At 35.8% G+C, this 14,508-nt stretch carries 17 protein-coding genes; 8 read left to right on the top strand and 9 right to left on the bottom strand.

Annotation, left to right across the window (positions count from 1 at the left end; genetic code table 11):
- The first annotated feature begins 12 nt into the window (after positions 1-12).
- From BLV40_RS24010 to BLV40_RS23980, 7 genes are all read left to right on the top strand, one after another.
- Positions 13-1,113 (top strand): GerAB/ArcD/ProY family transporter, encoded by a 1,101-nt coding sequence (locus tag BLV40_RS24010; protein WP_026592812.1) that lies wholly within the window; start codon positions 13-15, stop codon positions 1,111-1,113.
- 58 nt (positions 1,114-1,171) lie between these two features.
- Entirely contained in the window at positions 1,172-1,687 is a 516-nt protein-coding gene (locus tag BLV40_RS24005) for a PCYCGC motif-containing (lipo)protein (RefSeq protein ID WP_026592813.1), read from the top strand.
- Positions 1,688-1,808: 121 nt separating this feature from the next.
- Complete coding sequence (locus BLV40_RS24000) at positions 1,809-2,057, top strand: YhdB family protein (protein WP_090694542.1); 249 nt, start codon at positions 1,809-1,811, stop codon at positions 2,055-2,057.
- 132 nt (positions 2,058-2,189) lie between these two features.
- Positions 2,190-3,041 carry an LCP family protein gene (locus BLV40_RS23995; RefSeq protein ID WP_170833699.1) on the top strand — a complete coding sequence of 284 codons (852 nt, stop codon included), beginning with the start codon at positions 2,190-2,192 and terminating at the stop codon, positions 3,039-3,041.
- Between the two features lie 142 nt (positions 3,042-3,183).
- On the top strand, positions 3,184-3,603 hold the full coding sequence (locus tag BLV40_RS23990; RefSeq protein ID WP_026592816.1) for a disulfide formation protein C: 420 nt from the start codon (positions 3,184-3,186) through the stop codon (positions 3,601-3,603).
- Positions 3,604-3,615: 12 nt separating this feature from the next.
- Positions 3,616-4,035 (top strand): thioredoxin family protein, encoded by a 420-nt coding sequence (locus tag BLV40_RS23985; protein ID WP_026592817.1) that lies wholly within the window; start codon positions 3,616-3,618, stop codon positions 4,033-4,035.
- A 72-nt stretch (positions 4,036-4,107) separates the two neighbouring features.
- On the top strand, positions 4,108-4,320 hold the full coding sequence (locus tag BLV40_RS23980; RefSeq protein ID WP_018782370.1) for a DUF1540 domain-containing protein: 213 nt from the start codon (positions 4,108-4,110) through the stop codon (positions 4,318-4,320).
- A gap of 89 nt (positions 4,321-4,409) precedes the next feature.
- Here the strand turns inward: BLV40_RS23980 and BLV40_RS23975 are convergent, their stop codons facing one another.
- From BLV40_RS23975 to BLV40_RS23965, 3 genes are all read right to left on the bottom strand, one after another.
- Complete coding sequence (locus BLV40_RS23975) at positions 4,410-4,682, bottom strand: hypothetical protein (protein ID WP_026592818.1); 273 nt, start codon at positions 4,680-4,682, stop codon at positions 4,410-4,412.
- A gap of 269 nt (positions 4,683-4,951) precedes the next feature.
- A complete protein-coding gene (locus BLV40_RS23970) occupies positions 4,952-5,713 on the bottom strand; it encodes a L,D-transpeptidase (protein WP_026592819.1) in 762 nt (253 codons plus the stop codon).
- Between the two features lie 115 nt (positions 5,714-5,828).
- Positions 5,829-6,695, bottom strand: a complete 867-nt coding sequence (locus BLV40_RS23965; protein WP_090694536.1) for an SDR family oxidoreductase — start codon at positions 6,693-6,695, stop codon at positions 5,829-5,831.
- A 231-nt stretch (positions 6,696-6,926) separates the two neighbouring features.
- Here BLV40_RS23965 and BLV40_RS23960 point away from each other — a divergent pair, with 231 nt between their 5' ends.
- Entirely contained in the window at positions 6,927-8,228 is a 1,302-nt protein-coding gene (locus tag BLV40_RS23960; protein ID WP_090694532.1) for an NCS2 family permease, read from the top strand.
- 43 nt (positions 8,229-8,271) lie between these two features.
- On the opposite strand, the gene BLV40_RS23955 is transcribed toward BLV40_RS23960, so the two are convergent.
- The 6 genes from BLV40_RS23955 to kdpB all read right to left on the bottom strand — a co-directional run bounded on the left by BLV40_RS23955 (position 8,272) and on the right by kdpB (position 14,504).
- Positions 8,272-8,475, bottom strand: coding sequence for a hypothetical protein (locus BLV40_RS23955; protein WP_026592822.1), 204 nt, complete (start codon positions 8,473-8,475; stop codon positions 8,272-8,274).
- 114 nt (positions 8,476-8,589) lie between these two features.
- Positions 8,590-9,444, bottom strand: a complete 855-nt coding sequence (locus BLV40_RS23950; RefSeq protein WP_090694528.1) for a patatin-like phospholipase family protein — start codon at positions 9,442-9,444, stop codon at positions 8,590-8,592.
- Between the two features lie 513 nt (positions 9,445-9,957).
- Positions 9,958-10,482: a cupin domain-containing protein gene (locus BLV40_RS23945; RefSeq protein WP_026592826.1), complete on the bottom strand. Its 525-nt coding sequence runs from the start codon at positions 10,480-10,482 to the stop codon at positions 9,958-9,960.
- 120 nt (positions 10,483-10,602) lie between these two features.
- Positions 10,603-11,757, bottom strand: coding sequence for a KdpD-like non-kinase potassium sensor (gene kdpDN, locus BLV40_RS23940; RefSeq protein WP_170833698.1), 1,155 nt, complete (start codon positions 11,755-11,757; stop codon positions 10,603-10,605).
- Between the two features lie 56 nt (positions 11,758-11,813).
- A complete protein-coding gene (gene kdpC / locus BLV40_RS23935) occupies positions 11,814-12,395 on the bottom strand; it encodes a K(+)-transporting ATPase subunit C (RefSeq protein WP_090694524.1) in 582 nt (193 codons plus the stop codon).
- 18 nt (positions 12,396-12,413) lie between these two features.
- Positions 12,414-14,504, bottom strand: coding sequence for a potassium-transporting ATPase subunit KdpB (gene kdpB / locus BLV40_RS23930; protein WP_139265607.1), 2,091 nt, complete (start codon positions 14,502-14,504; stop codon positions 12,414-12,416).
- Positions 14,505-14,508: the final 4 nt, after the last annotated feature.

The following is a 14,508-nucleotide window of genomic DNA, read 5'->3' as shown; positions in this document are numbered from 1 at the left end:
TGAGGTGATAAGGTGGGTACGAATAGTAAAGAACTAACTGTCTCCCCTTACTTGATGTTTTTTTTAATTCACTCTCTTCAAGTCGGAGTCGGAATTTTAGGCTATCAACGCATTATTGTAAAAAATGCCGGTTATGACGCTTGGATTTCCCTTATTCTTGCGGGAATTACAACTCACTTTGTATTATTTTGTATGTTAAAAATGTTGGAAAAAGATAACGACCTAATCAATATTCATACAACATGCTTTGGAAAATGGATCGGCTCCTTATTTTCTTTGCTTTTTACAATTTATTTTTTATTATTTTGTCTCACCGTCCTTCGTACATATATCGAAGTAATTCAAGTTTGGGTATTCCCAACCATTAAATTATGGCAACTAACTTTAATATTTTTATTAGTCACTTACTATATTATAAAAGGTGGGTTCCGTTCTGTAACAGGAATGTGTTTTTGGGGAGTTGTACTACCTATATTCGTAATGTTCTTTTTAATTTTCCCAATGGAATATGCACATGTTCGTAATATTCTGCCCATTTTCACTCATTCACCTTTAGATATTGTAAAATCTGCGAAAGACTCTACATTAGAATTTCTAGGATTTGAAGCGCTACTTTTCTTTTATCCACTGATTGAAAAAGGAAAATCTTTAAAGAGGTGGGCACATGGTGGTGCTGCTTTTACAACCATTCTTTATGTAGTTTTAGCGCTTATCTCTTTTATGTACTATAGTGAAGGACTATTGAAACATACAATTTGGCCTACGTTAACGATGTTAAAAATTATTAAAGTTCCCTTTATTCAGCGGTTTGAATATATTATTATTTTTGTATGGTTTATTATCATTTTACCAAATCTCTGTTTAACAGTATGGTCCTCTTGTCAGTCGATGAAGCGTTCATTCCGTATCCCATTTAAAATCACACTACCTTTTTTTATTTTTGTCGTATACATCGCTTCCTTATTTTTTACAAATCGAGAAAGTATCGACACATTAAATATGCTTGTATCCCAAACAGGTATGTACATTTTATATGTTTATATCCCTCTCCTGTTTCTATGGCACTCTATTCGCTGGCGATTGAAAAATAAACAAAACAAAACTTCTACATAGGAAATCACCAGAATATTTGGTACAATTTCACTATCACGAAAACAAAGGAGAAATGCAGATGAAAAAATATCTATTCTCTTTACTCGTAATAAGCAGTCTTGTACTTTCTGGATGCGGTGCAGCCGAAAAGAAAGAATCCTCCGAGCACAAAGAATCTTCCGAACACAGCGAAGAACACGCTTCTCATACTCAGCAAGGTGACATCCAAGAAACGACAAAAGGAATTGACACACTACCAACATTTTTGGACAAACTAGATCCACAAATGAAAGAGATCTATGCAGTTGCAGGGAAAAATGCCGAATTATTAAACTGGATTCCTTGTTACTGTGGATGCGGAGAAAGTGTGGGGCATAAAAACAACAAAAACTGTTTTATTCGTGAAATTAAGAAAAATGGAGAAGTTGTTTGGGATTCTCACGCAACGACCTGTGTAAACTGTTTAGAAATTGCAACCGAATCTGCATCTATGAAGAAAAAAGGAAAATCCACTCTTGAAATTCGAAAATACATTGATAATAAATATAAAGAAGGCTACGCAAAGCCAACACCTACTCCAATGCCAAAATCGTAAAAACGAGGAAATTCCTCGTTTTTTATTTTTCACTCAACATTTTCCATAGCAAATTCTTTCAAGTGTATTTCCTTCTTCTTGTCATACACTATATATAACTCCTCAGTAAGGAGGGTACACAATGCACACATATAACGACTATGATAAAGCTCTCTATTACACGTATTGTTGTAATTGGGACAAGTTGCTTGTTCTAATGGTACAAACTGATGATCATCTATTTTCTAAACGAATTGAGCATTTTTTACATGCTTACCAATATGGAAAAGAACTATCCGAAGTAGATAAACAACTTCAGCTTCTATTTCAATATATCGACCATGCTTCACAAAAATCACATATAGAAGAAATAGATCAAGTGCAAATGTAAATGAAGCGCTATTCTCCTTCCCGAGAATAGCGGTTTTTTGAATAATTTTCCACATCCTTACTCATAATACATATATCAATAATAGTGGATGGACGTGATCATTTGCATAAATCCTGGTACTTATTTCTCTACATGTTTATACTGCTTATCGGCTGTGAAAAAACAAATAACACTCAATCATTTCAAAGCGCAAAACAAGAAAAAGACATATGGAATATCCTAATTATCGGCAGTGATTCACGAGGTGAAAAACAAGCCCGTGCTGATACCATTATGATTGCCCAGTACAATAAAAAAGAAAATACAGCAAAGCTTGCTTCAATTATGCGAGATAGCTATGTAGAAATTCCCTCTTATGATAAAAAATATAATAAAATCAACGCTGCCTATTACTATGGCGGCCCTGAATTATTACGAAAAACAATTAAACATAATTTTGGAATCGATGTTTCTCATTACGTTACGATTGATTTTGAAGCATTTGTTAAAATTGTGGATACCATTGCACCTGAAGGAATTAAAGTGAATGTTACACAAACCATAATCGATGATATGGGGCTGCATGTAAAGCCAGGTTTACAACCTCTTCACGGGAAAGATTTACTAAAATACGCACGTTTTCGCCATGATACTGAAAGTGACTTTGGCCGTGTGAAACGACAACAAGAAGTACTCCAGGCATTGAAACAAACCCTTACTGATAACGTTCACTCTATAGATGGCGTACTAAATTTACCGATAATGGCACACGAACTCTCTCCATATATAGAAACGAATTTAAATATAAGAGCGCTATTTACACTTGGAAATAGTATTTTGTCTAAGCCTATTGATAAAATGGAAACAATGCGAATTCCCATTGATAAAGCATATGAATCGGCTCTTACCAAACATGCTGGTTCCGTCTTAAAAATAAATCAAGAAACAAATAAAGAAGCTATTCAAAACTTTTTTAATGTCACAAAAGTCGTAAATCGCCCTTAAAAACAAGGTTTATACACCTTGTTTTTTTTATTCCCAAGTTTTCTTCTTATAAAACTTACCTTGATAAAAATATTTTCTCTTTATTTTCTTGTCCTCTTCATACTATAATTTAGTATGTAACTATTATAAGAGAGGTAAAAACATGAAACGTGAGAAAAAACAAGAATATGCTTTGTTTACCGCTTGGGGAGCTTCGTTTATCGCTACACTTGGAAGCCTATATTTTTCCGAGATCATGAAATTTGAGCCTTGTGTACTTTGTTGGTATCAACGCATCTTTATGTATCCATTTGTTTTATGGCTCGGTATTGCAGTTGTAAAAAAAGACTACCACATTGCTACATATTCTTTACCAATTGCAAGTATCGGTGCCTGTATTTCGCTCTATCATTATGCGATTCAAAAAGTTCCCGCATTCTCAGAGGCAGGAGCTGCTTGCGGACGTGTACCTTGTACGGGAGAATACATAAACTGGTTTGGATTCGTCACAATCCCGTTTTTAGCACTTATCGGATTTATCACGATTGCAATTTGCAGCTTTATTGTAATCAAAAACAAATAGGGGGCTGAAATTATGAAAAAAATGCTTATCTTCGGCGGTATCATTATCGTCTTATTTGCAGCTATTGCCGCTGTCACACAAATGGAAAGTGGCAGTAAAGAAAAACAAGAAAAAAATTACTACACAAATAAAACTACTTCTTCAGACATCCGTAAAAATAACGAAGAAAAAAAAGAACAAACCGTTTACTTCTATCAAACAGGTTGTCACTATTGTGAGAAAGTCTCACCTATCGTTGTTCCAATGGCTAAAGACATGAATATTGATATGAAAGTAATTAATATTTTTAATGATGAAAAAGCTTGGGATGATTATAAAATTGAAGGAACACCAACAATCATTCATTTTAAAGATGGACAAGAAGTAAATCGTATTAAAGGTGAGCAACCAAAAGATGCTTTTGAACAATGGTTTAAAGAAAACAAAAAATAAGAAGAAAAGGAAACTCCTTCTATACATGAAAGCTGTGTAAAATCCCACACTAATGTATAAGGAGGGGATTTTATGCCAGAGGTACGCTGTTCTGTGTCCAATTGTTCATTTTGGGGACAAGGGAACTTTTGTCAAGCGAATTCAATCTTTGTCCAGCCTGATGATCAAAACACGAATCAATCAAATGAGTCTTATACAAACTCGGCCTTAACAGGTGAAACACTTGAAAGCTCTGCGTCAACAAGCGTTGAAACATGCTGCCAAACATTTAGACCGAAATATTAACACGCAAATCTCCATCTCCTTTGAGGTGGGGATTTTTCTTTCATAATATGTATCTCTAGGTGTAGGAGCATACGATGAATCATATGCCCCTACATCATAGCAAATCCATATTTCCAAGTATCATGCATCAAGATCATATACACAATTAATATAAAAACGCTTCCAAACATGGTTATCCTGCGGTATATTCCAGGTTCCCCTTCTCTCGCTTCAACAAAGGACCAAATAAAACCAATTAAAAGCACTAAATCAATAAAAGTAATGTAAAAATCAAACATAAATGATACATACAAATAAATAATAAATAAACAATTCGTCAATAAAAAGATTTTAAATGCAAACTGGCTATTCCCTTTCCCCATAACACGCCCGCCCCCAATCTGTACTGTATTATATTCACAAGAACATAATAGTTGCGATTGTATCAACTAATAGAGCCTCTTTAATTTTCCAACGCATACATCGCGGCTATGAAAACGAATAGAGATTCCACTCATTTTCTCGATTTGTTTTAAACACAGCAGGGGGTGGGGCGAAAAAAGCACTGACCGCTTCTCCCCCCTCTATCCTCCAAAGCGAACCGGTTTTATATTGATATAACAAATAAGCTATCGTCTATTTACGATAGCTTTTACGGTACATTATACTTTCGCTTATATATATTACTTAAAATGGAATAAGGCACTTGATCATAACGAACTTTTTCACCTGTTTCATCCAAAATATACAAATTATTACCTATATAATAGTTTCCATTCTTCCCTCGAGAATAAACGGCGTATCGTTCATTCGGCAATACCGTTTTTACTTTCGTAAATTGACCGTTTGGTTCTTGCCAATATATATGCATACGATCCACAAGTGTTAATGTTCCAATTTGTTCTTCTTCTATTATACGTCCATTCCAACTTATAACACGATATCCTAGCTTATGCGCTGCATATTCTGGAGATGTGTAAAACCGAGAAATAATTACTTTTGTCTGTAACGATACCCGATCGTATAACCATTGTATATCTCGATCGTGCATACGAATGCAACCATTTGATTCCCTTCCTCCAATCGTCCCTTCTCGATTTGTACCATGAATTGCATACTCTTTTTCGTTTAAACCGAGCCATCTTGTTCCAAGCGGATTATTCGGCGCACCACCTGGAATATTTTTACGATGATATTCTTTATTTTTATATTTATTAATGATACAAAATGTACCTTCAGGAGTTGGTGTATTACGCCTTCCAGTTGTAACAGGAAACGTTCTTACATAGTTTCCATTTTCAAAAAAAGATAATTGATTTGTCGTAAGATTAATAAGTATTAAATGGTCGCTACTGGCAAAAGTACTGATTGGTAGACAGAAAAAGAGTATTACAACAAAACATACTTTTTTCATTCATATCCCCCCAAGCATCCCCTTTAAAATTGCCCATAATATATGATGGTACAATTAGCTTTTACTATGAGTTCTATTCTTATGAATGAAAATATAAAGCTCTCCCCCCTTATTTTTATCCATTCACAATCACCCCACCATTTATGTGAATCATTTGCCCAGTAACATATGTGGAGTCCTCTGAAGCTAAGTATACATAAGCAGGGGCTAATTCATATGGTTGTCCTGGCCTTTTCATCGGTACATTACTTCCAAATTCCGATACCTTCTTCTTATCGAAACTCGCTGGAATAAGCGGTGTCCAAATCGGGCCTGGGGCAACACCATTTACACGAATTCCTTTTTGAACTAAAGATTTTGCAAGTGAACGTGTAAAAGCCACAATCGCTCCTTTTGTTGCCGAATAATCAATGAGCTGTTCATTCCCTTCATACGCAACGATTGAAGCTGTATTTATAATCACATCTCCCTGCTTTAAATATGCAAGTGCTGCTTTAGTAACGTGAAAATAAGAAAAAATGTTAATACGAAATGTTTTTTCAAGTTGCTGCGCCGTAATGTATTCTAAACTTTGCTGTGGATATTGCTGCGCAACATTATTCACAACAATATTCAGACCATCCAGTTTCGAGGCTGCTTCCTTTACAACTTGCTGACAATGTTGTTCATCGCTTAAATCTCCTGGAAGCAATATGCATTTCACTCCTTGCTCCTCAATAATTCTTTCTGTCTCATTTGCATCTTCCGTTTCATCTAAATAAGCAATAGCGATATTTGCCCCTTCTTTTGCAAACGCAATCGATACCGCCCTTCCAATTCCACTGTCTCCCCCTGTAATAAGCACATTTTTCCCTTTTAACTTTGCACTTCCACGATAATTAGGGTCTTCGTACTTTGGGAGAGGATTCATCATCGATTCAATTCCTGGTTGCCTATTTTGATGTTGTGGTGGTAACGTTAAAAACTTTTTCTGCTCAGACATACGTATTTCAGCTCCTTTTCATTTCTCTTTCTTATGATGTACACAATGCTGAAAAGTACTTATACATGAAAAGCCGAAACATAAAAGTGTTGGTTTGATTAACATTCGAAATTAAGACATAAAATATGGATTGTTATAAACTTTTTTTACGAAACTCTTGCATTACACTTAAAAAACGAATATTATATATAACTGTTGTGACAATCATTCGTAAACAGAAAGGATGTTTATATGTTTAACCTTTCAAAACATAAAACTTCTATTAAAACAGAAATTATGGCTGGTATTATTACCTTCTTAACAATGGCATATATTATCGTCGTAAACCCAGTCATCCTTGGTGATGCAGGTGTTCCATTTGAACAAGCATTTACAGCGACAATTATTGCTGCTGTTGTCGGAACATTATGTATGGCATTCTTTGCAAATTTACCAATTGCAGTTGCACCAGGGATGGGATTAAATGCTTACTTTGCTTACTCAGTTGTAAAAACTCATGAAGGTATGACATTTGCAATTGCTTTCTCTGCTGTATTCGTAGCAGGTATGATTTTAATTTTGCTATCATTAACTTCTTTCCGTACAAAATTAATGGAAGCTATTCCTGAAAACTTAAAGCATGCCATTACAGCTGGTGTCGGTTTATTTATCGCATTTATCGGCTTACGTCTAACTGGGATTGTTACGAAACACCCTTCAAATCTAGTTGGGCTTGGAGATCTTCATTCTCCGCCTGTTTTACTTGCATTAGCTGGACTTGCGATTACGTTAGTACTGATGTCTTTAAACGTGAACGGTGCATTATTTATCGGGATGTTATTAACAGGAATTATCGCTTACTTTACTGGACAATTAACGTTTTCAAACGGCGTTACCTCCCTGCCTGGTTTACCAGAAGGCGTAATTGTTTCTAATCCAATTACAGCAGTGTCTGATGTCATTCACTACGGATTATACGGCGTTGTCTTCTCGCTCTTCCTTGTAACATTATTCGATACAACAGGTACACTACTTGGAGTTGCACAGCAAGGCGGCCTTATGAAAGATGGCAAGCTTCCAAATTCCGGACGTGCTCTTCTTTCCGACTCTATTTCAGCAACGATTGGTTCTATGTTCGGGACAACACCAACAACCGCTTATATTGAATCTTCTGCTGGTGTTGCGGCTGGTGGTCGTACAGGCTTAACAACATTAACTGTTGCGGTATTATTTGCAGTAACTGCATTCTTCGGACCACTTGTTGGTGCGGTATCTGGTGTTTCCGCTATTACAGCTCCATCATTAATTATTGTTGGTAGCTTAATGATGGGCGCAGTTCGTCACATTGATTGGGATGCATTTGATGAAGCTTTCCCAGCATTTTTAGTCATTTTAAGCATGCCACTTACATCAAGTATCGCAACAGGTATCGCGCTTGGATTCATCTCATATCCACTTATGAAAATGGCAAAAGGACAATTCCGTGCTGTTCATCCGCTTGTATACGTATTTGGTATTTTGTTTGCTTATCAGTTGGTTTTCATACCACATTAATAAAAAAGCCTTGTTTCACAAAAGTTGTGAAACAAGGCTTTTTCTAATATTCCTTATTCATTTGTAATTCTTTACTATACTTCTGAATCAAAAACGAAGAAATAAACATCACCAGTCCCGCGCTAAAACCAATTAGTTGATCTAATAAAACTTCATCATGAATCATAAAGCGTAATAGAAATACTCCACCAAAAATAATCATTGCCAAATATCCAGTATACCGAAGTCCTTTATATACATTGTCCATATGGATCATTCCTTTAAATAATATATCAATATTATACCACATATTGAACCGTAATAGATTTTATATTCAATCTATTTCAAAAAACAAAAACCTCTTGAAGAGGTTTCACATCTATTAACTTTGTAAAAACGCCTGTAAATCAGCAAATTGTCTCTCTGCATCTTTATATCCTTGTTCATATAAATTTTGCAGTTTTTTTTGGTCTTTTTCCATTCGATCCACTTGAAGTGGTACTTCTGGACGAATGACAAATAGATTGCCAGCTAGCTCTTCTTTCTCAATATAATGAAGTGTCTCATTGTATACTTCATAACGAAATAGCATCGTATTGACAAGATTAGGATATTTCTTATAAGCCTTTGCTGCAATCCATCCAAATTTTGATTTTTTCTTAGAATATCCATGATTTCTCGTTAAAATAACAACTGATTTTTCACAGCCATCTTTTTGTGCTTTACGAACTGGAATTGGATCAGAAATTCCGCCATCCAATAATTGTTTACCACGGTAATTTACAACTGGTGCGATAAATGGCAATGAGCTAGAAGCCTGTAATAACGTCAATGCCTCTTCATTCGTACCTTCCTTTTCAAAGTAAACGGGCTCTCCAGTTTCACAATCTGTCGTTCCTACAAGAAAACGTCCTGGACTATTAAAATATGTGTCAAAATCAAATGGAACATGCTTTTCTGGAATTTCACGAAAAATGAAATCCATATCAAATAATTGACGTTTTTTCCATAGATTCTTGTATGATAAATATCTCGGATGTGTTGCATAATCAATATTCACTGTTTTATTTCGATTTCTTTGTCTTGAAAGATACGACGCCGCATGGCACGCTCCTGCTGAAACACCAATAACATATGGAAAATATAAATCCTGCTCCATAAAGTATTCCAGTATTCCACCCGTATATACGCCGCGCATACCGCCGCCTTCTAATACTAAACCCGTATTTTCAAGCATTGTTTCCTCTCCTCTTGATACATATACTCTTTAACTATTCACATCGTTAAGTATCTCTTTCTATTATATATGAGTCTTTACAAAATCCATATTCAGAAGGCTCAATGGAAGAAAAAAATTATTCCTCTACCTTTTCTAAATGTGTTCCTACATTCTTTACTAACCTTTGAATCTCGCTTTATGTAGTTTTGGAATAAAGCTTGATAAAAAAACACCCCAAAAACTTATGTTTTCAAGCATATAAGAAGAATCCGTTTTGAAAAAAGATTGATCGAAACGGATCCTTCTTCCGTAAATTTAAGTTTTTTTATGAAAAGTTTGGCCGTTTTAGGATACGTTTGATCGAGCATTAACACCTGTGAGTTGAATACCCACTCGTTAATCTAATCCTATATTTTTTATTCAAAAACAATACATTCGTTTCGTTTAATATTTCGGCTAAATCGGTTTTGAATTCAGATATATACATACCTAGACTTTCCTTTTCGTAATTTGCAATCGATGAATTATTAATTAGTAATAGCGGTGTCCTTCAGTAGACATGGCAATTGCTTTTGTTTCATGAACTGTACCATATGGATGCTCTGGCGGCGCATAAATAGCGTAAATTTTAAGTGGTATATTACCCATATTGGTTACATTGTGCCATGTTCCAGCAGGTATCATAATCGCATAACCATCATAGGCCATTTCTTGAAAATCTAATTTATCTTTGCTATCACCCATTTGAACAAGTCCCTGTCCTTCTTCAATACGTATGAATTGATCAGTTGTCGGGTGAACCTCTAAACCTATGTCATCTCCAACATTAATACTCATCAGCGTCACTTGCAAATTTTTCCCTGTCCATAAAGCGGTGCGGTAGGTATTGTTTTGCTTAGTAGCTTGGTCAATATTCACTACAAATGGTTTTGGTCCATAATCTGTTAATCTGTTGCTTCTGTAATAAGGATTCCAATTATAAATCCAATTGTTGTTACTCCAGTTTCTATACATTGGATTTTGCCATTGATAGTGATACCATGATTTATGGTACATATTCATGCTCCTTTCATGATTTCATTTACCTTTTATCCTATTCAGTTCCCTAATTATGGGGATGCAAAATGGGGGTAAATGGGCGTAATACATTATCAAACTTTATTTCAAAGAAACACTTTATCCTCTCTGATCAGCCACAATATGAATATCAATATGCTTCGTTTCCCTCATAATTTCATTGACAATTGATCCTTTTCGAATTTCTTCCCATCTTGTTCTTGCTGATTGGCCAAGTAAAATTTGTGTGACTTGCAATCGTTTCGCTACTTCAATAATGACATCTGCAGGCTTTCTTCCTTTCGCTTCTTCTAACAAGAAAGTAGCATGAAATTGATTCGTCAACGACTTCCACTCATCAATTGTTTGCTTTTTACTTGCCGATAAGGATTCTATATTTTCTCTTTCAACGTTGAATACATATAATTCAGCGTTTAATCGATCTGCCATACGCCAACCACGCCGTATTAATTTCTCTGCTGTTGAGCTATATTGCACACAAACGAGGATTTTTTCTTTTACACCTATTGGCTCTGTCACCGACTGACTCATTTTATCGTCCATATCGTCTGCAACTTCACGAAGAGATAACTCTCGTAAAGCTCCTAAATTATTAACTGTAAAAAAATTTTGCAAGCTTTGCTGAATTTTTTCTTCTTTATATATCTTTCCATCTATCAATCGTTTTCTCAAAACTTCAGGGGTCACATCAACAAGTTGAATCTCATTTGCTTTTTGTAAAATAAAATCAGGAATACGCTCTCGTACTTTTACATTCGTTATCTGCTCCACAATATCATGAACACTCTCTAAATGTTGAATATTAAAGGCTGATAATACTGATATTCCTGCCTCCAATAGCTCTTCTACATCCATATAACGCTTTTTATGTTTTGATCCAGGTATATTACTATGTGCCAATTCATCTACAACAACAACTTGGGGTGCTCGTTTTATAATCTTATCTACATCAAGCTCATAAAATATCCTCCCTTTATAACTCATTTCTTTTAAAGGGATTTTCTCTAAATCTGAAATTGCTTCTTCTGTCTCTTTTCTTCCATGTGTTTCAATTAAACCTATTACAATATCAATCCCCTCTTTTTTCATCTCTTGTGCATCAAACAACATTTTATAGCTTTTTCCTACTCCTGGAGCAGCACCTACATACAGCTTTAATTTCCCGCGATTTTGCTCTCGAATATACGCTAAATACTCCTCTGGCGTTCGTCTTTGAAATGTTGGTTTATAATCATCTGCATACATTACGCGCACAACCTTTCCTAGTAAACAGCAATACCCCAATCGATTAGATTGAGGTAGCAACGGTACTATTTCATTATTTTCTGTAACTCCAAATTTAGTTTCAAGACGTTTACACGATCCTCTCCAAATAAACCTAGTGCAGCACCTTCTGTTTGATCTTTAATTAATTGATTCAGCTTTTCTTTCGGAATATTCGTTAATTTTGAAATACGATCAACCTGTACGTAGGCTGCCTCTGGGCTAATATCAGGGTCTAATCCAGAACCTGAATTTGTCACTAAATCCATCGGTACTTCTGTAACTGGAACAGCCCCATTTTTCTCTTTCCAATCCGCTACACTTTTTTCTACACGTTTTACTAAATCAGGATTAGATGGTGCATAGTTATTTGATCCTGATGCTTCTGCTTTATATTCTATACTAGAGACACGCCCATGAAAATAACGCGGGTCTGTAAAGTTTTGACCAATTAATTTTGAACCAATCACTTCATTTTTCTCATTATATATAAGACTTCCATCTGCATTATCCTTCATCACTGCTTGTGCAATTCCAGTTACCAGTAGCGGATATAAAAGCCCACATAGAACAAGAAATGTAAAGGTAACACGAATGACTGGTGAAAGTATACTTTGTTTTTTAGCCATCTTCTTTTCCCCTCTTCCTTATATAAACAGCCCTACAATTAGATCAATTACTTTAATCCCAATGAAAGGAACAATTACTCCCCCAAGCCCATAAATCAATAAATTGCGACCAAGTAATGCATTAGAACTCATCGGTTTATACGCAATCCCCTTCATTGCCAAAGGAATGAGCAGTGGAATGATAATTGCGTTAAAGATTAATGCTGATAAAATGGCTGAAAGCGGTGAAGTTAATTTCATTATGTTCAGTGCTTCCATTTGTGGAATTGCTAATGTAAACATCGCTGGGATAATCGCAAAATATTTTGCTATATCGTTCGCGATACTAAATGTTGTTAATGCACCACGCGTCATTAATAGCTGTTTCCCAATCCCTACAACCTCAATAATTTTTGTTGGGTTGGAATCTAGGTCAATCATATTCGCCGCTTCTTTCGCAGCTGTCGTTCCACTATTCATCGCTAATCCAACATCAGCTTGTGCTAGCGCTGGCGCGTCATTCGTACCATCACCTGTCATTGCCACAAGTTTTCCTTTATCTTGTTCTGCTTTAATAACTGCAATTTTATCTTCTGGCTTACATTCCGCAACAAATTCATCTACTCCTGCTTCTTTCGCAATTGTTGCTGCTGTTAATGGATTATCACCTGTACACATCACTGTTTTGATCCCCATTTGGCGAAGCTGTTCAAAGCGTTCACGCATACCGGGTTTTACAGTATCTTTTAAATAGATCAATCCATAAATGCGACTATCCACTGCAACTACAAGTGGCGTTCCACCTTCTTTTGAAATGAAATCTGCTTTTTGATTCAAATCTTTTGGAATCGTACCACCTTGTGCCTGCACCCACTCAATAACTGCATTAACTGCTCCTTTTCTTACTTTTGTCCCGTCAGGTAAGTCCACACCACTCATTCTTGTTTCTGCTTTAAATGGAACAAATTCACCTTGTTCTGCAAGCTCACTGTTGTATGATAGAGCTTTTGATTTTACATATTCAATTACAGAGCGACCTTCTGGTGTTTCATCTAACACCGATCCGAGTGCAGCCCATTTTCCCAATTGTTCGATCGTTTCATTTCCTACTGGGAGTAATGTATGTGCCATCCGATTCCCAAACGTGATCGTACCTGTCTTATCTAGAATAATTGTGTTAATATCTCCTGCAGCTTCTACCGCTTTCCCTGACATTGCTAACACGTTAAATTTCGTTACTCGGTCCATACCGGCAATCCCAATAGCTGATAATAAACCACCAATTGTTGTTGGAATTAAACAAACAAGTAGTGCAACAAGTACGGCTGTATCAATCTTAAACCCTAAATAATTTGTAAAAATCGGTAGTGTTACAACTACAATTAAGAAAATAAGAGTTAAACTTGTCAGTACTGTATTCAGAGCTATCTCATTCGGTGTTTTTTGGCGAGCAGCCCCCTCTACTAACGAAATCATTTTATCTATAAACGACTCACCTGGATTACTTGTAATTGAAATCGTAATTTCATCACTAACAACCATTGTACCGCCTGTTACTGAACAAAAGTCTCCACCTGCTTCTTTAATAACAGGAGCGGATTCCCCCGTAATAGCAGATTCATCAACTGACGCTAACCCTTTAATAACCTCGCCATCACTCGGGATCATTTCCCCTTGTTTTACAATTACAACGTCACCTTTTCTCAGTTCAGTCGCTGATACTTGAACGATTTTCCCATTTTCTTTTACGACGTTTGCAAATACATCTTTCTTCGATTGCTTTAGAGAATCAGCCTGTGCTTTCCCACGTCCTTCTGCTAATGCTTCTGCAAAGTTAGCAAATAAAACTGTAAATAATAGAATGAAAGAAACTGTTATATTAAACCATCCTGGTATACTACTAGAACCATTCGGAAGAAAGGATAAAATCAAAGTGATTATAAATCCAATTTCCACAACGAACATAATAGGGTTCTTTACCATTACTTTCGGATTCAATTTCGCAATAGATTGCTTCATCGCATGTTTCACAATATCACGATCCATTGTTTTCGCTTGTCTAACCTCATCTTCTACAACATGTACCCGTGATTGATTCACTTGTTTTTCTTTTACCACTACAGGTCTCATCATT

Origin of the sequence: Bacillus sp. 166amftsu (genome assembly GCF_900107445.1) — a bacterium.
GTDB lineage: Bacteria > Bacillota > Bacilli > Bacillales > Bacillaceae_G > Bacillus_A > Bacillus_A arachidis.
This window is presented reverse-complemented; position numbering and strand designations above follow the sequence as displayed.

Bases quoted from the DNA above. Each gene is read 5' to 3' on its own strand.
- BLV40_RS24005 (WP_026592813.1), top strand. From the start codon at position 1,172: ATGAAAAAATATCTATTCTCTTTACTCGTAATAAGCAGTCTTGTACTT.
- BLV40_RS24000 (WP_090694542.1), top strand. From the start codon at position 1,809: ATGCACACATATAACGACTATGATAAAGCTCTCTATTACACGTATTGT.
- BLV40_RS23995 (WP_170833699.1), top strand. From the start codon at position 2,190: ATGTTTATACTGCTTATCGGCTGTGAAAAAACAAATAACACTCAATCA.
- BLV40_RS23990 (WP_026592816.1), top strand. From the start codon at position 3,184: ATGAAACGTGAGAAAAAACAAGAATATGCTTTGTTTACCGCTTGGGGA.
- BLV40_RS23985 (WP_026592817.1), top strand. From the start codon at position 3,616: ATGAAAAAAATGCTTATCTTCGGCGGTATCATTATCGTCTTATTTGCA.
- BLV40_RS23980 (WP_018782370.1), top strand. From the start codon at position 4,108: ATGCCAGAGGTACGCTGTTCTGTGTCCAATTGTTCATTTTGGGGACAA.
- BLV40_RS23975 (WP_026592818.1), bottom strand. From the start codon at position 4,682: ATGGGGAAAGGGAATAGCCAGTTTGCATTTAAAATCTTTTTATTGACG.
- BLV40_RS23970 (WP_026592819.1), bottom strand. From the start codon at position 5,713: ATGAAAAAAGTATGTTTTGTTGTAATACTCTTTTTCTGTCTACCAATC.
- BLV40_RS23965 (WP_090694536.1), bottom strand. From the start codon at position 6,695: ATGTCTGAGCAGAAAAAGTTTTTAACGTTACCACCACAACATCAAAAT.
- BLV40_RS23960 (WP_090694532.1), top strand. From the start codon at position 6,927: ATGTTTAACCTTTCAAAACATAAAACTTCTATTAAAACAGAAATTATG.
- BLV40_RS23955 (WP_026592822.1), bottom strand. From the start codon at position 8,475: ATGGACAATGTATATAAAGGACTTCGGTATACTGGATATTTGGCAATG.
- BLV40_RS23950 (WP_090694528.1), bottom strand. From the start codon at position 9,444: ATGCTTGAAAATACGGGTTTAGTATTAGAAGGCGGCGGTATGCGCGGC.
- BLV40_RS23945 (WP_026592826.1), bottom strand. From the start codon at position 10,482: ATGTACCATAAATCATGGTATCACTATCAATGGCAAAATCCAATGTAT.
- kdpC (WP_090694524.1), bottom strand. From the start codon at position 12,395: ATGGCTAAAAAACAAAGTATACTTTCACCAGTCATTCGTGTTACCTTT.
- kdpB (WP_139265607.1), bottom strand. From the start codon at position 14,504: ATGAGACCTGTAGTGGTAAAAGAAAAACAAGTGAATCAATCACGGGTA.